This window comes from Paraburkholderia polaris, assembly GCF_012927345.1.
In the GTDB taxonomy this organism is placed as follows: domain Bacteria; phylum Pseudomonadota; class Gammaproteobacteria; order Burkholderiales; family Burkholderiaceae; genus Paraburkholderia; species Paraburkholderia polaris.
This window is the reverse complement of the sequence record NZ_JABBGJ010000004.1, coordinates 1-18,839: the sequence shown is the minus strand read 5'-3', so window position 1 is coordinate 18,839 and position 18,839 is coordinate 1. Positions and strand designations below refer to the sequence as shown.

The 18,839-nt window shown below is 57.9% G+C and carries 14 protein-coding genes and 4 pseudogenes; 11 read left to right on the top strand and 7 right to left on the bottom strand.

What is annotated here, in order from left to right:
* Positions 1-29: 29 nt before the first annotated feature.
* Positions 30-986, bottom strand: a complete 957-nt coding sequence (locus tag HHL24_RS04025) for an AraC-like ligand-binding domain-containing protein (protein WP_169484119.1) — start codon at positions 984-986, stop codon at positions 30-32.
* A gap of 645 nt (positions 987-1,631) precedes the next feature.
* On the opposite strand from HHL24_RS04025, the gene HHL24_RS04020 reads away from it, so the two are divergent.
* A complete protein-coding gene (locus HHL24_RS04020) occupies positions 1,632-2,639 on the top strand; it encodes an AraC-like ligand-binding domain-containing protein (protein WP_169484118.1) in 1,008 nt (335 codons plus the stop codon).
* A gap of 173 nt (positions 2,640-2,812) precedes the next feature.
* Here HHL24_RS04020 and actP read toward each other — a convergent pair.
* Both actP and HHL24_RS04010 read right to left on the bottom strand, forming a co-directional pair.
* Positions 2,813-3,115, bottom strand: a pseudogene (gene actP, locus HHL24_RS43815) (cation acetate symporter); the annotation flags it as partial.
* Between the two features lie 55 nt (positions 3,116-3,170).
* A pseudogene (locus HHL24_RS04010) lies at positions 3,171-3,620 on the bottom strand (FAD-dependent oxidoreductase); the annotation flags it as partial.
* Between the two features lie 727 nt (positions 3,621-4,347).
* Between HHL24_RS04010 and HHL24_RS04005 the strand changes: the two are divergent.
* From HHL24_RS04005 to HHL24_RS03990, 4 genes are all read left to right on the top strand, one after another.
* Positions 4,348-4,626: a YciI family protein gene (locus tag HHL24_RS04005; RefSeq protein WP_169484117.1), complete on the top strand. Its 279-nt coding sequence runs from the start codon at positions 4,348-4,350 to the stop codon at positions 4,624-4,626.
* Between the two features lie 415 nt (positions 4,627-5,041).
* Positions 5,042-5,698: a c-type cytochrome gene (locus HHL24_RS04000; RefSeq protein WP_169484116.1), complete on the top strand. Its 657-nt coding sequence runs from the start codon at positions 5,042-5,044 to the stop codon at positions 5,696-5,698.
* A 343-nt stretch (positions 5,699-6,041) separates the two neighbouring features.
* A complete protein-coding gene (locus tag HHL24_RS03995) occupies positions 6,042-7,109 on the top strand; it encodes a porin (protein ID WP_169484115.1) in 1,068 nt (355 codons plus the stop codon).
* A 203-nt stretch (positions 7,110-7,312) separates the two neighbouring features.
* Positions 7,313-7,771, top strand: a complete 459-nt coding sequence (locus tag HHL24_RS03990; protein WP_169484114.1) for a BON domain-containing protein — start codon at positions 7,313-7,315, stop codon at positions 7,769-7,771.
* A gap of 190 nt (positions 7,772-7,961) precedes the next feature.
* Here HHL24_RS03990 and HHL24_RS03985 read toward each other — a convergent pair.
* Positions 7,962-8,294 (bottom strand): annotated as a pseudogene (locus tag HHL24_RS03985) (LysR family transcriptional regulator); the annotation flags it as partial.
* A gap of 505 nt (positions 8,295-8,799) precedes the next feature.
* On the opposite strand from HHL24_RS03985, the gene HHL24_RS03980 reads away from it, so the two are divergent.
* Together HHL24_RS03980 and HHL24_RS03975 are read left to right on the top strand one after the other, a co-directional pair.
* Positions 8,800-11,499, top strand: a complete 2,700-nt coding sequence (locus HHL24_RS03980; RefSeq protein ID WP_169484112.1) for a winged helix-turn-helix domain-containing protein — start codon at positions 8,800-8,802, stop codon at positions 11,497-11,499.
* Positions 11,483-12,448, top strand: a complete 966-nt coding sequence (locus tag HHL24_RS03975) for an AraC family transcriptional regulator (protein WP_169484111.1) — start codon at positions 11,483-11,485, stop codon at positions 12,446-12,448. The genes HHL24_RS03980 and HHL24_RS03975 overlap by 17 nt, the downstream gene beginning before the upstream one ends.
* A gap of 147 nt (positions 12,449-12,595) precedes the next feature.
* Here HHL24_RS03975 and HHL24_RS03970 read toward each other — a convergent pair whose 3' ends face one another.
* The gene (locus HHL24_RS03970) at positions 12,596-13,648 is read right to left on the bottom strand and encodes an AraC-like ligand-binding domain-containing protein (protein WP_169484110.1); all 1,053 of its coding nucleotides are present in this window, start codon (positions 13,646-13,648) and stop codon (positions 12,596-12,598) included.
* A gap of 267 nt (positions 13,649-13,915) precedes the next feature.
* Between HHL24_RS03970 and HHL24_RS03965 the strand changes: the two genes are divergently transcribed.
* Both HHL24_RS03965 and HHL24_RS03960 read left to right on the top strand, forming a co-directional pair.
* On the top strand, positions 13,916-14,737 hold the full coding sequence (locus HHL24_RS03965; protein WP_169484109.1) for an alpha/beta fold hydrolase: 822 nt from the start codon (positions 13,916-13,918) through the stop codon (positions 14,735-14,737).
* A gap of 60 nt (positions 14,738-14,797) precedes the next feature.
* Entirely contained in the window at positions 14,798-15,127 is a 330-nt protein-coding gene (locus HHL24_RS03960; RefSeq protein ID WP_169484107.1) for a DUF4148 domain-containing protein, read from the top strand.
* A gap of 173 nt (positions 15,128-15,300) precedes the next feature.
* Here the strand turns inward: HHL24_RS03960 and HHL24_RS03955 are convergent, their stop codons facing one another.
* Entirely contained in the window at positions 15,301-16,515 is a 1,215-nt protein-coding gene (locus HHL24_RS03955; RefSeq protein WP_169484106.1) for an MFS transporter, read from the bottom strand.
* Positions 16,516-16,610: 95 nt separating this feature from the next.
* The gene (locus HHL24_RS03950; protein WP_169484105.1) at positions 16,611-17,264 is read right to left on the bottom strand and encodes a DsbA family oxidoreductase; all 654 of its coding nucleotides are present in this window, start codon (positions 17,262-17,264) and stop codon (positions 16,611-16,613) included.
* A 119-nt stretch (positions 17,265-17,383) separates the two neighbouring features.
* Here HHL24_RS03950 and HHL24_RS03945 point away from each other — a divergent pair, with 119 nt between their 5' ends.
* Both HHL24_RS03945 and HHL24_RS03940 read left to right on the top strand, forming a co-directional pair.
* Complete coding sequence (locus HHL24_RS03945; RefSeq protein ID WP_169484104.1) at positions 17,384-18,316, top strand: LysR family transcriptional regulator; 933 nt, start codon at positions 17,384-17,386, stop codon at positions 18,314-18,316.
* 322 nt (positions 18,317-18,638) lie between these two features.
* Positions 18,639-18,839: pseudogene (locus HHL24_RS03940) on the top strand (hydrolase); the annotation flags it as partial.

Below are 18,839 nucleotides of genomic sequence, written 5' to 3'. Positions count from 1 at the left end.
AGGGATAACCTTTCAGGTCGCCGCGCGGATCAGCCTGGTTGCATCTGCGCGCGATAGTCGCGCGGCGACATGCCATACGCCGTTTTGAATGCCTTGCTGAAATGTGCGGAGTCGAAGAACGCCCACGAGTACCCGATATCCGTGACGGTCCGGTGTGCCAAGCGTGGATCGGCAAGCTCACTCGCGCAGCGCGCAAGCCGTTGTTCGAGCACGTATCGTCGATACGATACGCCGTACTCTGCCAGGAGTTCCGGCACGTGCCGCGTGGAGACACTCAACGCTGCCGCGACGCCGGCAAGCGTTAGCGATGGATCTGCCAGATGTTCATCGATAAACGACTTTGCTCGCTGGAACTGCGCTGTGCGATGTACGCTGGTGTGGAGACGCACCTGCTGCGTCCGTTCCCAAAGCACCATGGTCAAAAGATCCAGCGCTACTGAATTGGCGTGAACGCTGGCGTCTCCCGTGATGTCGTCCCAGACTTTCGACAAACTCAGTACATAGTTCATTGAAAGCCGGGCGTAAGGAGTCTCGTTGCCGAGGGCAGTGGCCGTGACCGCTTCGAGTCGTCCAATCTGTGCTGCGAACGACGCGCGCGGCACATGCAGCCAGATGAAGGTGAGGTCTTCGGTGATCGATTCCTGATACGGCTTTGCCGGGTCGACAACGTAGAACTGCCCGGCGCGCACCTGCGCTTCATTGCCTTCCTGGCTGACCGAGATCGCGCCCGATAAGGGCAGCACTACCTTGATTGCGTCGTTTTCGGAGCGGGCGATATGCTGACGTGTCCGGCTGACATCCAGCGGCGTCATCAACGACGTACCGGCCCATGTATCGCCCACGAAGCGACCGTCCCACTCAAAGCGGAACGTCTCCGGCGAGCTGCACGCGAGGCTAACCGGGACATAGAGGTCCTCGGCCATGTCCCGCCAGTAACTGAAGCGCCGATTGACGGGAATCTCGTCGAGATTCATGCTTGCGGCCATCACTTCTCCTCATGTGGCTCCGCCGCCTTGGCCGTCATGGTTGGCGATCCGGCGTTTGATTTGTCGATCGGTACGCGATGGGCACCGCTCCGTAGGCCGCGGCAAATGCCGAGCAGAACTGCTCAGCGCACAAGACGCATACATACGTGCAATCTCCGTTGTACTGTAGTCGTTGTAGCGCGCATCGGCCAGCGTCTGTGCGCAACGGCGCAACCGAATATGTTGCAGGAACTGTGCAAAATCCATTTTATGCCGGCTCAGGAAGTTCTCTATTTCTGAGAACCTCATTCCCAGTGAGGCGCCGGTCACGCTGCTCGAAAGCGGCCTGTCAGCGAGATGTACTCTCATCGTCGGGGTTGTCTACGGCGGAGCCGTCGTCCTCTGGCGCGCACGCGTTCGCGACGAGGTCAAGCCGGTCCGGCCGTGCGGACATGGCCGCACGGCCGACGGGTCTGCAACTACGCTGCCTCATTCCGCGCGCACAATGCATGTTGACTGCGCCGACCATTCTGCCCCCACCGGGAAAAACAGGATGGACGCGACTGTGCAAACAGTTAGACGCTTCGCTTTACGGATCAATGTACGACGAAATGCCCGATGCGGTCTTCTTCGCCCCACAAACGCCATTGTCAAAGGTGATCCTACGTGAGCTCGATCCTGAGTCTCGACGACATGCCGGTCACAAAGCGGTTCAGCTATTTCCGTGACGTGGTGGAGTCGTTTTATATTCCGATTGGCCTTCAGTGCGATACGCCTGAACGATTCAATGCATGGGTCAAGGGCAACTCGCTCGGGCCGGTCGATGTTGGCACCTGTTTCCTCGCCGAGCAACGAGTAAGCAGAAAGGTGGAGCACATCGCGCGCTCGCAAGAAGATCGCATCAAACTGATCATGCCGATCTCCGGTGCCATTGCGGTGTGTCAGGACAACAATCATGCGGTGGTCCGCCCCGGCCAGTTCTATATCACCGACCCGACGCGGGTGTACGAGGAACGCATTCTCGAGGACCTGACCTTCACATACATGCTCATCCCACGCGAGGCTATCGCAGCCAGGATCGGCGACACCGGGAAGATAACGGCGACTCCTCTGGATTACGACCAGCCATACGCTCGACTCGCAGCGGACATGGTGCGCAGTCTGGTATCGGTCAGTAGTTCGATGGAAGGATTTGAAGCACAACAGGCGGGAGCCATTGCAGCAGATCTGGTGACGATGGCGCTATGGGAACGCATGGACAAGGTGCCCACCCACAGAACGGCACACCGCACAGCGCAATTCCAGCAGGCGAAAGCAATGATCGAGCAGAATCTGACGAATGGTGGACTGAGCCTTGAAGGGATTGCGACACGAATGGGCTTATCGACCCGGTATCTGAACGGACTTCTTTCGGAAGGCAATTTGCACTATCGGCACTATGTGCTGGCGCAACGACTCGCTCGCTGCAAGCGACATTTGACCGATCCCCGGCTGGCCCAGCTTGCCGTAGCCGAAATTGCTGCGCGGTGCGGCTTTGTCGATAGCGCGCACTTTAGCCGCGCGTTCAAAGCAATATATGGCGTGCCACCGCGGGAATATCGTTCAGCGGCACTAGCCGGAGTCGTCCGGTCAGACGGACCATCCGCACGCCCGAGCAGCGATGAGCTAGCTTAGCCGACAGTATCGGGGCGCCGGTCCAGCACTCCACCCAGGATGAGATGCGAGCCGGCGACGGTGGTATCGAACGGCTTGCCAAGCAGATTGCTCAGTTAGAAATTCCCCAACCTAACGCCGCCGGCCCTTTGCTGCGGGTGCAGGAAGACAGGCAGGTTGTGTTGTTCTTGCGACTAGCCCTGTTTCACCATGCCAAGCTCGCAGTCGACGAGCTGATTGTCATACAGGATACGCTCGTGAACCGCATGTGCCGACCGGTCGGTGATGGAGAAAACAAAAATACCGGCGAATGCAACGATCATCGAGAAGAGAGCAGGGTATTCATACGGGTAGATGGCATGTGCATGCCCAAGCACCTGGACCCAAACAGTAGGACTGAGGATGGTCAGCGCGACGGCCGTTACCAATCCTAGCGAGCCACCCAGAACCGCACCGCGCGTTGTCAACCCTCGCCAGTAGATGGAAAGCAGAAGCACGCCACGCGATATAGCCTGCGAACGACGCGTGGTAGTCGGGAAAGAGCAGGGCGCGCAGGCGCGAGCCGGTACCGTCAGCAGCGATCAGGACGTCCGCACGCTCTGTCTGTCCATCGTCGAAATGCAGGTCGACGCCGTGCTCGTCCTGGTCAAAGCCTGTAACTTCGCGCCCGTAGCGAATTCGCTCTGGCGGTAGCATGTTGCACAGGGAGCGATAGACCGCGTCCCACGACGAGAACGGCAGCATCTCGGGTTCGTCGTGGGTGACGGAACCGTCGACATCGATCCAACGCCGCCGATGCGTTGGCACACTGATCATGTCGCGGCAGTAGTGACCGTGATTCTCGAGGAAGCGCAGCATGCGCCGCAGCACCACCACACCGCCGCCCTGACCACGCAATGCATGCGCAGAGCGTTCGTAGACGAGCACGTCGTGTCCGGTGCAATTGAGCGTGAGGGCTGCGGCAAGCCCCGAAATCGATCCGCCTGCGATTGCAATCTTCATATTGGGTATCTGTTCAATGTCGACACGTTAGACCTCGATCTGCCTCCTTGTGCGATCCCTCGATACAAACGTTGACCAGAGCAACACGGACTTCGCCGCGATAGCGCCGGGCGCGGGCATCTTCGGCACCCGCTGAGGTACTCGCGCTGCGTGCACCGAGCAACGTGGCATGTATGCGCGATGTCGCGCTGAGCAATGCCAGGGAGCAGCGCGCAGCGGGTCATGTCATCACGCTGAGCTTATTCAATAGCATCTCGTCGGGCTCGATAAAAGATCTGAATCATTCTGAACGGGCACGAGCACGGCGCAGATTGGTTCACCGAGAGTCTCCAGCCCACGCACGTCCAGTCAGGGTGGATGAGCAATTGCCGTCATAAAGTCTGAAAGTGGTCGCGGAGGTGAATTCCCTCCGTCGTGCGGGCTTCCTGCCCCTTCTCGGTGGCTTCGAGCGGGTCTCCAAAAAAATCGGATCATTCGGTAAGCCATAGGACGTGCAGCGCATCCAGTTACGCCGCAAGAGATTGATACTGCATGAGTTTTCCGGCCCTAGAGAACATTTCTGTATCCACGTTATTGCGGATTTGCAGAACGCGGAGCGCAAGACGGCGCCCACGCCGGCCAATCCATTGCCCGCTTCAGGGCAATGCAACGATTAACCCGACGGATTCTTTGTGCAGCCCAGCAGGTGCATACGAATCCTGTACGACTTTGATAGGAACTGAAAATCATGCATTGGATCGTTTTCTGCACCGATAAGCCTGGTGCTTTGGCCCTTCGCGAAGCCAATACCCCGAAGCATCGCGCGTATCTGGAGAGCGGGCCGATCACGCTTGTTACATCCGGGCCGTTGGTCGATGACGCCGGCGAGAACAAGATCGGCAGTTTTTTTCTTGTGGAGGCGCAAACACGCGGCGAAGTCGAGACATTTAATCGAAATGACCCGCTCTTCGCAGCCGGACTGTGGGAAGAAGTCCAGATTCATCGTTTTCATCGCCGGGTGGGCTAAACGATTGACAACCGGCGTGCGCCGATGAGCCGCGAGAGGCGACGCCTCTTTTGACGATGCCGTCCAATCTTGTAACGGGAGCCTTGTGGCATCGAGCGCCTCCTGGATCGATTCATACCCATCTGTCGACCGAGCCGGCGCTTGATACGTCTGATCCGTATCGCAAGAGGCGGCGTGCGCCTGTATAGCGTGCCAATCGTTCAGGGCGGCCCACACCGTGTTGTGTGTGACTCGTTCAAACACGGCGGGATTAATCGGACTCAGCGGTAAATGCGCGGGCTTTCCGGCTACGGCGCTCGAACGATATGGACGTAGGCTTCAGTTTGAGACGAGTCGAACAGTCATGCCGCGCGGTAGCAAAGAGAAGACAAGGTTGAAAGTCAATATTCCGTTTCAAATGCGAGGAGACACACCAATGGCTAGAAATGCTTTCGAACGAGGCTTGGTGGGTCCGGCAGCGCGCGCAGCATTGGTCGCCGGCGCCCTGCTGTGTGCCGCGGTGATCGCACGCGCCGACGATCTGACGGCACGAGTCGTCACACTCACGACACAACGCTGCGCAGCCTGTCACGGGGTGGACGGAAACAGCACGGTCGGCACCTACCCACGCCTTGCAGGCCAGTATCCGGAGTATCTCTACAAGCAGCTCACGCAGTTCAAGGGTGGCCCGGGTGTGCCGCCGTTGCGGCACAACGAAATCATGCAGACAATGGTCAAAGACCTCTCGCCGGACGAGATGAAAGCACTCGCGACCTTCTATGCAGCGCAAAAGCCTGCGCCAGGTGCAGCTTCAAATGCAGCGCTCGTCGATGCCGGAGCGCGTGTCTATACACATGGCGGCGCGAACGGCGCGCCAGCGTGCATTTCATGTCACCGTGCAGCGGGAGGCGGTATCGAGCCTGACTTCCCGCGTATCACCGGCCAGCATGAGGAATATGTCCAAGCGCAACTCCACGCATGGAAGAGTGGAGAGCGCGGGGGTAAGGGAAAGTTGATGAGCCTGATCGTTCCGCTGCTGAGCGAAGACGAGATTGTCGCTGTGTCCGCGTATGTGGCGGCGCTGAAGCAATGAAAATCCGGACGATCTGACAAGTCGACGCTCCTTTTGATCAGGCCTCCTTCTGATGTTGGCCGTATAGTGAGTTCCAAGGTAGATGCAGGCGCCGAATGGAAAGTCGGCGAATTCAGACAGACCACTGCGGCTCCGTCCTATCTCCAACCTGACTCGCGCTGAGCTGGTTGATCCAGCGCTGCGGGACTTCCCGATGCGCTACGCGCGATGGTGACGTTCCCAACGGCGTTCAGTCGACTCGACGAAGGACTTTCGGCGGTCACCACCCGAATCATGATGATTAGTATCGCGAATCAAAATCAGTCATGGGGCTGTGAGATTGGCAGAACAATGGAGACCAGGAATGTACAGGAAAGCTATTGCCGTTTTAGCCGTTTCTCTTGTGATGGGCGAAGCTCATGCGCAATCGAGTGTCACGTTGAGCGGGATCATCGACGGTGGCATCAGTTTCACGAATGGTGTAGGCGCAAATGACAAAAATCAGTGGGCATACGGCCAGGCGAATCTGGTCGTCAGCCGGCTGATTTTCTCCGGAGTGGAGGATCTGGGCGGCGGGATGGCGACACTGTTCAAACTTGAGTCGGGTTTTCTGCCGGGTGCCGGGAAGAGTACCAATTCGGGCCAGCCGACCTCTGCGGGCAGTTTCCTGTTCGACCGTGGTGCGTGGGTGGGGTTGAGAAAGGATGACTTCGGGACGATCTCGTTTGGCCGCCACTACACCCCATTCGTCGAAGTACTTTATCGCACGGATGCCAGCGGTTTTGAGAATTTCGGCTCGGTGGCAAATACAGTCTTTCAGACCCGCACCGGCTTCAACGGCTTTCAATATACATGGGCTAACAACTCGGTCAAATATCAGACACCAACGATCTACGGTCTCAGTGCCAGCGTGTTAAACAGCTTTGGCGGGACCGCAGGCGATTTTCAGAATCAACGTGAGGTGTCGGCTGCGCTGTACTACGCGCTCGGGCCTGTATCCGCGAGCGCCGGTTATATCTCCGGCAACGATCCGACCGGGGTAACGGATCACACGGTGGCGCGGGCCTACACCGTATTCCTCGCCTATACAGGCAGCGCGTACAAAGTCAGTCTGAATTTCCAGAACTTCAAGGATCCCGCAACCGGAAGCAGCCAGGATTACTATTCCGTCGGCGCCCGGTACGATATTACCCCGGCGTTCAGGCTTGTTTCGGACTATACGTATCTGGCCGACAGGGTGAACACCGAACGCAACGGTGCGTTCTTCAAACTGGGCGTTCACTACCTGCTGTCGAAGTCGACAGATCTGTACACGGAGGCCGGCCTTTCCAGAAACAATGCTCAAGGGACGCTCGGTATCTCAAGCACTTCGCCAGCTAGCGCGGGTATCAATCAGCGCTCGGTCGTTACGGGCATGATTCACTTCTTTTGACCGCAAGACGAAACGCCGCCGCAGATGGCATCAACGTAGCAACAGAGCGGAAGAAGGATGTTTCTGCCGCGTGCTCCTTGGGGGGGCGCTTAATCCGGCGGCCGCACTGCAAGCGGATAACAATGTGAAGATGTCAGGAGGCTGATAGAACATGGGGAGACCAATGAAAAGGTCACGTTTTTAATAAGATTTAAGTGGTGTACGTGCCGAATTTTTACCATCATTTCATACGCAGTCTGTGCCATTTTTTTGCGCAGTTTTTCTGCAGACCGCTGTTTAGTCATCAACGCCTTCGGGGAAATATGATGCGACTTTCCACCTTTACCGTAACGTGCGGGCTCGTAGCGTTACTCAGCGCGGATCTGGCTTTCGCTCAGTCCGCCAGCGATGCCAACACAGCGCAACCGATCGGCAGCCCCAGCAAATCTGCGATCCGCGCACAGAACCGGCAACTGTCGAAAGCTGTCCGCCATGCGCTTTATGCGACAAAGGGTTTGACTTCCAGCAATATCGCCGTACTGGTTAAAGGCGGTGCGGTTTCGTTGGTAGGAACGGTGCCGGATAGCTCACAGATCCAGCTTGCGGGTGATGCTGCCAAACGGGTCCCCCAGGTGCAGTCGGTCGATAACCGAATCGTGCTGGAAGAAGAGGGCGCCCAGTAATCAAAGGCGCGTCGCGGACCTGGCGCGCGCCAGATCCGCGACGATCGCGGGGCAAGTTCTGGATGTGGCGGACCTCCTGATTGCGAACCGCCTACAGGGTCTTGCCCTGCAACACAGGGTTCAGTGCATACAGCGCAGCTAGCCAGTCGATGAAGATCTTGAGCTTTTTCGGCGGATGCCGGTTCGAAAGAAGCGCGGGAATCACGATCCACTTGGCCATGGCCGTCGGCAAATTGACTTTCAGACGTCCTTTCGGTGCAATCCTGGCACTTGAAAGGGATGCTTCCATGTCGTCAATTTCGTTGAGTACAGCAACGCAACGTTGATAGTAGGCGTGCCCGTCTTCGGTCAGCGAAACCTTGCGCGTGGTCCGGTGCAACAGCTTGCATCCCAGATGATGCTCGAGTGTTTGCAACATCTTTGAGACCTTCGGCGGAGTCAGACCATACGAGTCCGCTGCCCGTGTGAAACTGCCGGCTTCGACGATGCGTACGAAGACTTTCATTGCGTTAAGCGTGTCCATATTTCCCGATCCTATTTGTCAAGGCATAGAAGTGCGGGAGCCTTATGACAACCGGTACCCGAGGACAGGCAGTGCAAACACGGTGTATGTCTGGAGCATGATGGCCCTCATGCTAGCGCCGGCGTCAACGGGTGTACTTAAGCGCTTCTAAAATTTCCTTAAGTTGCAAATTGGCCGTGTTGATACCACGCGTGATTTGCAGCAACAAGCCCGCCGATTGCGAGGTAGCGAACCAAGGCGAGAACTGGAACAGCCCACGCTCTGTTCCGTCTGAGGCAACTTTCCGTGGGACTCAGTACAAGTCAACGTGAATTCAGATCGTTAAGATGCACTGGATCGGTGCGGCACAACCGGTTTGCATTCCAGCCATTGAGACGATGAAGACCAGGAGTTCCGCGTAACTTCACTTATGCCGGGTTGGATGACCGGCGAATCAATTAGCGTGTTGTCTGCTACGTCTCATTGGCCACCGCGTATGCATACGTCTGAAAGACAGGAGGTTGCCGTGTTACGCATTGGTGATCTGGAGATTGACTTTGCACTGCGCGAGGTACGTCGCGACGGCGCTCCACTTCGAGTGGGCTCGCGCGCTTTCGATATCCTGGAACTTCTGAACAACGCCAATGGCGAGTTGGTGTCGAAAGATGAAATCCTGCGCGTCGTCTGGCCGAGAACCGTGGTGGAAGAGAACAATCTGCAGGTGCAAATTTCCGCATTGAGAAAGGTTTTCGGCACCAGCAGCCAATTGATCAGAACGGTTTCCGGTCGTGGCTATAAATTATTGCGTTGCACCAACGTGGTCCGCGCGGAGCACGTGTGCGATACGCAGTCCGATGCTGCTCTGGTCACGTCCATTGACGATTCGCAGGGCACACCAAACGGTAGCATCGTGGACCTCTTCGGGCGCGATCTGACGTTGGCAGAAGTGCTCACTGTGTTGAAACGTCGTGAAATGGTCACGCTAGTCGGCACCGGGGGGATCGGCAAGACACGCCTCGCGATCGAAGCCGCCAGAAAAGCAGCCCCCGCGTTTCCCGATGGTGTGGCGGTGATATCGTTTTCATCGGTGACGGATGAACGATTTGCGCTCGACGCAGCGGCCGCCGGGCTGGGCATGAAAACCTCGAGTGCACCGCTTTCAATCAACACGATCGTCGATGCGGTGCGCGGTAAGCGACTGCTCATCGTGTTGGATAACTGCGAACACGTTGTCGGCAGCGCGGCGAACATTGCGTTGGCGTTGCGAAATTCCGGCCACGTCATCCTGGCGACTAGCCGCGAGCCTTTGCGAATTCCCGATGAGACGCGGTATCCCGTGCCACCGCTCGTCGTACCTGAGGCGGTGAGCACAGAAGGCGCCGTGCTGCTAACCGGTGCGGCACAGCTCTTCCTTGCTCGGGTGAGGGAAGTCGCGCCCGAATTCGCGGTGGACGAGAAAACCGTTCTATTGATAGGCGCCGTGTGCCGCGCGCTCGACGGCATCCCGCTGGCGATCGAACTAGCTGCTGCGAGAGCCGCCTTACTTGGCATTGAAGTGCTTGGCAATCGTCTCAACGACCGTCTGCGGATTCTTACGGGCGGATGCCGGACTGCACCGCCTCGACATCAGACGATGAGGGCGACGCTGGATTGGAGTTACCGGCTGTTGAGCGATATCGAACGGTCCGTGTTCCGCCGCCTGGGCGTATTCGTTGGCGGCTTTACGTTCGACGCTGTTTGCTTCCTCACGGTGGACCGCGACGTGTCCACTTGGGAGACGCTCGACGCGTTCTGCGGTTTGGTGAGTAAATCGATGGTCGCGGCTCAATTCGATGGCAATGGCCGCCGCTACCGCCTTCTCGAAACGACTCGCGACTACGCTTTGCAGCAGCTTGACGACAATGGCGAGCGAAATACGGCTTCGGCTATGCACGCACGGTATTTGCTGACACTGTTCGGCGAGGCCCCGGCAAACGGGACCGAACGAACGGATGAAAAAAGGCTGGCGGAATTTTCCTCTGAGCTCGACAACGTTCGCGCAGCGCTTGAGTGGTCGTTTTCGCCGGCGGGCGATCCGTCGATGGGTGTTGCGCTCGCGTCGGCGACTGTCCCCTACCTCTTCGACCTGTCACTTTTGAGTGAATGTTGCAGCCGTGCCAGACAGGCACTGGCAGTTTATAACTCGACAATGGATAGTGAAATCCCGTCAGAGGCCGTACTGAAATTACGCGCAGCCTTGGCTGCGGGACTTGTTTATACGAACGGTCCTGGCCCGGAAGCCCGGCATGAATGGATGAACCTGTATGCCGATGCGGTGTTACAGAAGAACACTGAATATGAGGCACGCGCGTTGTGGGGCCTTTGGAATGCGCATCAGTATGGCGGTGAGCCCAAGGCCGCATTGCTCATGGCTCAACGCTTCTGCGACCTGGCGCGTGGGCAGTCAGATGTGACGCGATCCCTGCTTGGCGTGGGCATTGAAGGAATCACGCTGCATTACCTCGGAGATCAACTACAGGCTCGCGCCAGACTCGAGGAGATGCTGGCCGCCTACGATCAATCAGCGCATCGCTGGAGCTCGACCGGGTTCCGTATCGAACACGGAATCGTCGCACGCGCAACGCTCTCCCGTGTACTGTGGGTTCAAGGCTCGGTGCAACGCGCCCTGAAATTGGCTCAGTCGACCCTCCGGGCCGCGATCGACTACGACAATGACATGGTCACGTGCTACGTCCTGGTCGAAGCGGCTATTCCGTTGGCAATCCTGTCGGACGATCTGGTGCGAGCGCGCGAAGCGATCGCCGGTCTGCGCGAGAGGGCCTCCCGCATGTCCTTCCCTATATGGATTGCGGCTTGCGCATGTTATGAACAATGCGTGGCCGCCGCGGGATCGCCGAACCCTGATCAACTGCGGGTTTTTTCGATCGCCATTGAGCGCTTGACGCAAACGGGTTTCCGTGCGCCGCTGACCTTCCTGTTGTGCCGGTACGGCCAGGCGCTGGCGAAGTGTGGCGACGCGACGAACGCACTGAAAGCTGTCGATCAGGCAATTGAACATGGGGACGTGACCGGCGAGCGTTGGCTCCACGCCGGATTGTGCCGCGTAAAGAAAAAAATCCTTTCGTCGCGTGAGAATGGAACGTTGTATTGGGGATTGAAACACATCGCCCCACCATGGACAGATACATTACAGCACGGAGATTCAGTACATGCGCTCGACATTTGACCTTGACGATCTGCCGCTCTCCGAGCGTTACGAGTACTGGCGAGATGTATCGGAATCCTTGCATGTGCCGGTGTCCGTTAGCTGCGAAGAAACAGAGACCTTCACAGCGAAGTGGGACGGGCGTCCACTGGGAAAGCTCTTCGTTGGCTCGGCGTTTCTGAGTGAAGCGCAGCGTGTGTCCCGTACTTCGTATCACATCGACCGTTCCGCAGTGGATCCCGTCGGCATCTGGATGCCATTAACCGGCGGAATCCATCTAAGACAGGATGGCAAGGAGGCGCTAATTGGGCCTGGGCAGCTCGCCATCGTAGATCCTGCACGTCCTTATGAAGAGTTGACACTCAGGAACTGCAATTTCCTGTGGATGCTTGTGCCCCGGAAGGACGTCGTTGCGCGAATCGGCTCGACCCAGAAAGTTACAGGCCTCGCTCACTCCGTCGATCAGCCGCATGCGCGGCTCGCGATCGAGTTCGTGCGCAGCCTGTCGACCGTATGGGATGAGTTTTCCGGTCCACAGTCCGAACAGATGGCGGCGCATGTGTTGACTCTTTTAACACTCGCGTTTAACGCGTATAGCGACGCGCCGCCTCTAACGAGCGACACGGATTCATCGGAGCTGTTACTGTGGATCAGGCTCTTTATCGACGAACGTGTGGCGGATCGCAGTTTGTCCGCAGAGACAGTCGCGGCGGCACTCGGCGTTTCGACACAGGAAGTGCGGCGGCTGACGGCACAGGCCGGTCCTGGATTTCACGATTACGTGCAGGCGCGCAGGCTGGCGCGATGTTTTCGCATACTGTCGAATCCACGCTTCGCCGCTTACAGCGTACATGACATCAGCAATCTGGGTGGTTGGCCACATATCGACTGCTTTCGCAAGGCATTTGCAGCGGCGTACGGCATATCTCCCGACGACTACCGGCTGCCAAAGGGCTCAACCAACGCCTAAACTGTGCATGCATGCGTCAAGGAGTGCGGGGCGCTACGTGCGCCGCCGCTCCGCGCCTGCGCCCGCACAGCGGGGCTTACCAAGGTCGTTCAGAACGACAAGCAGAGAGCTACGCTTGAACGGGTTGAAACTGACACGCAGGCAGAACTAGCGAGATTGATTTGACGCACGGTAGTCGCGAGGCGACATTCCGTAGAACGCCTTGAATGACCGACTGAAGTGCGCACTGTCGAAAAACCCCCATCTATATGCTATTTCGGTAATGGAGCTATCCAGGTTGCCGGCGACTGTCAGATCCTTCGCGCATCGTGCCAGTCTTTGCTCGAGCACATAGCGCCGGTATTTCAGGCCTCCCTCCGAAAGCAGTCCGTGCAGATAACGAGTCGAGAGCTGCATTGCGACTGCGACTTGCTCCAGATTGAGATTCGGGTCTTTGAGATGCTGGTCGATAAACGCCTTGGCACGACGAAACTGCGCGGATCGATGCACCGTACTGTGAGTTTGCACCTCGTCCAAGCGTTCCCACAATGCCATCGTGAACAAATCGGCAGCTATTGCACCGGCTTGACTTGCCGAGGTTGGCTCAAATTCGTCAAGGACGTTGGAGAGACTTTTGGCGTAATCGACCGCAAGTCGCGCGTAGGGGCGCTTGCGATCAAAACCGGTCGCCGTGACGTTTTCTATTCGGCTGAGTTTCGACGTCAACAGGTTGCGCGGAAAAAGGAAGTAAAGGAACGTCAAGTCTCCAACGATACTTTCCTGGTAAGGCCTGGTGGGATCAGTGACGTAAAATTCACCCGGACGGATGAGTGTATTTCTGGAATCCTGATTGACGAAAATTGAACCGGACAGCGGTACGATGAGTTTTACCCGATCATCCTCAGAGCGCGCGATATGCTCAGTCCGTCTATCAACGTCCTGCTCGCCAAGAAGGGATGTGCCGGCCGTGACTGCCCCAAGGTTAGTACCATTGATCCAGGCATTAAACCGCTCCGGGCGATGGCATTCCACGCTGACCGGAACATAGTACGTTTCCACCAGATCGCGGTAACGCGCAAATCGTTCTTTGACGGGTACAGAGTCAAGGCTGTAGACCGAGGGCATCGCGATCTCCCGGAGCGAGGAATGCCATTTGACGGACTGACGCCTGCCATGATGCTTAAGAATAATTAATCCGTCCATCAGGACTTTTATCGTCATTCAAGCATAATCTGCAATTTTTGTGGGCACAAAGCGGAGTTCTGCGTCGAGGACGGTCGGATGTGTACCGATACAAAGCACGCTGGCTGCTCTGTTCTGCAATGCCCACTTAGACTGTTGAGATACGGCCGTCCGATGATTTGACAGGGAAGTAAAACTCCTCCAGGCGATGATGCGGTCGCACATTTTCAACTGTTTTCCAACGCTGCCGGCGCCACGTTAAGTAAAAGCACCGGCAGTCACCTTGCATATACAGGAGCGCACGCCATGAACTTTGTTAGCACCAAGGACGGCACGCAGATTTTCTACAAGGATTGGGGCTCAGGTCAGCCGGTCGTGTTCTCGCATGGCTGGCCGCTTGACGCGGATGCGTGGGACCCGCAGATGCTGTTTCTGGTACAGAAAGGTTACCGCGTCATTGCTCATGATCGCCGGGGCCACGGGCGGTCGGGACAACCCAGCCATGGCAACGATATGGACACTTACGCGGATGACCTTGCCGCTGTCATTGAAGCGCTCGATCTGAAGGGCGCCACCCTTGTCGGTCACTCCACGGGGGGCGGCGAAATCGCGCACTACGTTGGCCGGCACGGAACGAAGCGCGTTGCGAAAATGGTGCTGATCGGTGCCGTGCCCCCGCTCATGTTGAAGACGGAGGCCAATCCGACGGGCCTGCCAATGTCGGTATTCGACGGCATTCGCAGCAGCACGGCGAGCAATCGGTCACAGTTTTTCAAAGAGCTTGCTGTGCCGTTCTATGGCTATAACCGACCTAATGCGAAGGTCGAGCAAGGCGTGATCGACGAATTCTGGCGGGAGGGGATGCTGGGATCGGTCCTCGGGCAATACGAGTGCATCAAGCAGTTTTCCGAGGTCGACTACACATCGGATCTCGAGAAAATTGACGTTCCAACCTTGATCCTGCACGGCGATGCCGATCAGATCGTCCCAATTGACGACGCCGGGCGTAAGTCCGCGAAAATCGTGAAGAACGCCACGCTAAAGGTCTACCCAGGTGCCCCCCACGGCATGTGCACAACCGAAGCGGATCGCGTGAATGCCGATCTTCTTGAGTTTCTTCAGTCGTAGTCGTAAGGCGATACGTATCGTTAAGTCGGGGCAGGTTTCATCTCAGGGGAAATTTCACAAATGAAGCTATTTACCGCAAAAAATGTCATCCTCGGGCTTGCGATCGCGGCCACGGTTGCTGGGTCGTTCGTACCAGCCATGGCTCAAGACGCAAGCGGAAATGCCGCGGCCAATGGGGCCGCGGTCGTTAAACCCGACACTGCGTCGAGCGCAACGCCGTCGAAAGCCGAGCGTAAAGCAGCGCGAAAAAAAGCACGTGCAAAGAAGAATGCGGAATTGAAGAAACTTGAAGATGCCGGCTATCAACCGAGTAGGAACGACCCTAACTATCCGACCGATTTGCAGAACGCCGAGAAAAAGGCCGGCGTTGGTCAAGGCGCCAGCCAATAGTCATCTTTCGAATTCCGCTTCGCTTGACGCACTTGCCCAGTACACGACGACTGCTGGTGCGCCTCTGGCGAAGCGCGACTGATCGATCTGACTGTTGCGACATAAACGCAACGGCATGAAACCGGGCCCCTTGCGGGCCCGGTTTCATGAATCGACCGATTGTGATCGATTGTTTAAGCGATGCGAGCCGCGTGCGGGCGCCCGATCGCCAGATAGTGAATCAGCGCAATGAGTGGGAACGCGGTGGCGACCCCGGCGACCAGCGGCCAGCCACCACGGTCATAGAGCGTGCTTGCGAGCGCAGAGCCGAAGGCGCCGCCTACAAAGATGCTGGTCATGTACAGCGCGTTCAGACGGTTTCTGCTCGCGGCATGCAACGCATAGATTTCCCGTTGCCCCAGCACCATGTTCATCTGTACGGCGAAATCAAGGATGACGCCGGTCGCGACGAGCCCCGCTACGCCCCACGCCGGATGTATCAATGCCGGCATGTAGGCGAGCGCACCCACGACGAGGGCAATCAAGGTTGCGCGCACTGTATGACCGGCGTCGGCCAGACGCCCCGCAACCGGTGCCGAGGTCGCGCCGATCGCACCGACCAGCGCGAAGATGGCGATGGCGGTTTGCGAGAGCCCATAGTGCCGGGTCAACTCGATGGGGATCGCGGTCCAGAAGAGACTGAACGAAGCGAACATCAGCGCCTGATACAACGACCGATGGCGCAGAACCGGCATTGTGCGGACCAGGTGGCCGAGCGACCCGATCAATTCGAAGTAGGTGGCCTTGTGATCCGGCTGCCGGCGCGGAATGGTCAGCGCGAGCACGGTGGTGACGATTGTCATCACGACGGCGGCGGAACCGAACACCGCGCGCCAGCCGAAATGTCCGGCGATCATGCTGGAGATCGGCCGTGACAGCAGAATGCCGAGCAGCAGTCCGCTCATGATGGTGCCGACCACCTTGCCGCGCGTTTCGTCCGGTGCGAGATGCGCGGCGAGCGGGATCAGGATTTGCACGGCCACGGAGCTGAATCCGACCAGCAGCGAGATCATGAGGAACCAGCCCGGCTGGTGAGCGAACGCCGCCGCGGTGAGGCTCACGATCGACACCAGCGCGGTGGTGATCATCAGCTTGCGGTTCTCCAGCAGGTCACCCAGCGGTACGAGAAAGAACAGGCCGAATGCGTAGCCGATCTGCGTCAACGAAACAATCAGGCTCGCCGTGCCGCCGGACATGTGGATGGCCGGCGCGATCAGTTCGGTGATCGGTTGCGCATAGTAGAGATTCGCGACGATCGCGCCGCAACAGAAAGCGAACAGCGCGATCAGGCCGCTTGTCATCTTTGCCGGACTTGCACTGCCGGCAGTAGTGGGTGTCTGGGTTGACATGGAAACTCCCTGAAATCAGAAAATGGATAAACGTGGGCTCGAACCTAAGCTCGGCGAGCCGCCGGTCACGACGGCATCCGGTTTCTCGAGTGATCTCACGCTGCGCTTCGTTGCGCGGCCGAACGTAATGCATGGGCAAACACAGCGGGCGGCTGCGCACCGCTAATGAACTCGCCCGCTACCACGATGGTAGGAACCGATTGAACGCCGAGCGTGTCCGCCTGGTTGCGCGCCGCGTCGATTTCCTGAGTGCCCGCAGCGCTCAGCAGATACGCACGCACCTGATCTGCGTCGAAGGCGTGTTCGGCAGCGATGGCGACCAGCGTATCGAGCGAACCGATGTCGCGGCCCTCCGAGAAATAAGCGGCGTAGATGGCTTGATAAAGCGCTGCAGTCTTCCGCGGTTCATGACGATCTTGAGCGAACTGCATCAGACGATGCGCGAGACGCGTGTTCGGCGTGCGCAGCACCTTGCCGTAGTTGAACTGTGCGCCGGCGGTCAGCCCGGCGGCCGCGACTTGCGCGTCCATGCTTTGCGAGCGGGCCCAGCTTCCGAATTTACGGGTCCGATAGCTGCGCCGATCCGCGCCTTCGACCGGCATCGACGGATTCAGCTCGAACGGTACGTAACGGATCGAAACGGCCGCGTCGACACCGGAATCAGCGAGCGCCGCGGCGAGATTCCGTTGGCCGATCCAGCACCACGGACATATGAAGTCGTAATTGACCTCGACCTGAATGGCTTGCATGTTGCATCCCTCACTAGGTAACGCACACAGCATATCCGTTGCGAGAAACTTGCTGAATGGGTCTAGAATGCAATCCCGCGTTGCGTCTGGCGCAACCAAGCCGTCATTGAGGCCGTACATTGGACAAGCTCCTCGCCCTGAATACGTTGCTGGAAGTGGCCGACGCCGGCGGCTTTTCGAAAGCCGCCCAGCGTCTGGGTGTGGCCACCTCGTCGGTCACGCGTCTAATGGATTCGCTGGAAACCTCGTTGGGTACCGCGCTTCTGACTCGAACACCAAGAAAAGTCAGTCTCACCGACGCCGGCATTGCGTACGTCGAACAGGTCAGCAAGGTCCTCGACGATCTCGCCGAAGCGGACGAGAGCGTATTCGATAGCGGTGCGTCGCCGGTCGGCGCGCTGCGCATCGCGGTGCCCTCCACCTACAGCCGACTACGGCTCGCTCCGCATCTCGCGGCGTTCCTGTCAGACAATCCACGCGTGTTTCTCGATGTTGTCGTCGCTGATCACTTTGCCGATCTCGCGCTCGACAGAATCGACGTTGCAATACGGATCGGCCTGCCCAACCGCGACGCCAATCTGATCGTCAGAAAGCTGGCGGACAATCCGCGCTATGTCGTTGCCAGTCACGACTACCTTGAACGCAGCGGCACACCGCAAACGCCGCAAGCACTCAATGCGCACGAGTGCTTGCGCGTGGCGTACGGCGGCGGCTATCGGACACGCCAGATCTGGACATTCCGCCGTGAGGCCGCGGAGGAACAGGCTGAAGCCCGCGTTGAGGTGCGTGGCCACCTGTTGTCGAACAGTCTCGACATCCTGCTTGAAGCCGTGCTGGCGGGACGCGGCGTCGCATTGCTGCCCGAGTGGCTGGTCGCTGCCGAAATTCGCGCGGGACGCCTGATGCGTCTATTCGAGAACTTCGATGCGAGTCCCCATAGCGGCGATGCAACCGTCTACGCGGCGTATCTGCCTAATCGCCGCCACTCCAGCAAAGTGCGAGCCCTCATTCAGTTTCTCGAAGCGCGGCTTCACACTTCGCAGGAAGGCTGAGCCGCGGCACACCCGCGCTTCGCAAGCACCGCCTCCCGCCAGATACAACGCAAGCTCATGAATCCGCCAAGATGAAGTGTAGGAATGCGGCAGACATAAAGTCCTGCAAAAAGATATGAAATGTTCTGAGCAGGCAATCACGTTGGACTGGGTCAGGATCAGTCGCGACGCGCCGAACGAGTGCTTCTTTTAAGAACGATTAAGGGCTTTGCCAAGGACTCGGTGAAAAGCCTTCGCTAGACTGAATCTGAGTTTTTCTCGCCAGGCAGGCGAGCTCGGCGTGTCTTCCCATGTTCACCAAACCTTTAGGATCTACAAAGCCATGGCAAATCCAAAACTTGAAGTCCTGACGCCTGCAAACTCGCAGATCATCTTCATCGACCAACAGCCGCAAATGGCTTTTGGGGTCCAGTCCATCGACCGTCAGGTACTTAAGAACAACGTAGTAGGCCTCGCGAAGGCCGCGCGAGTGTTCAACATTCCTACCACTATTACGACAGTGGAATCCGAAAGCTTCTCGGGA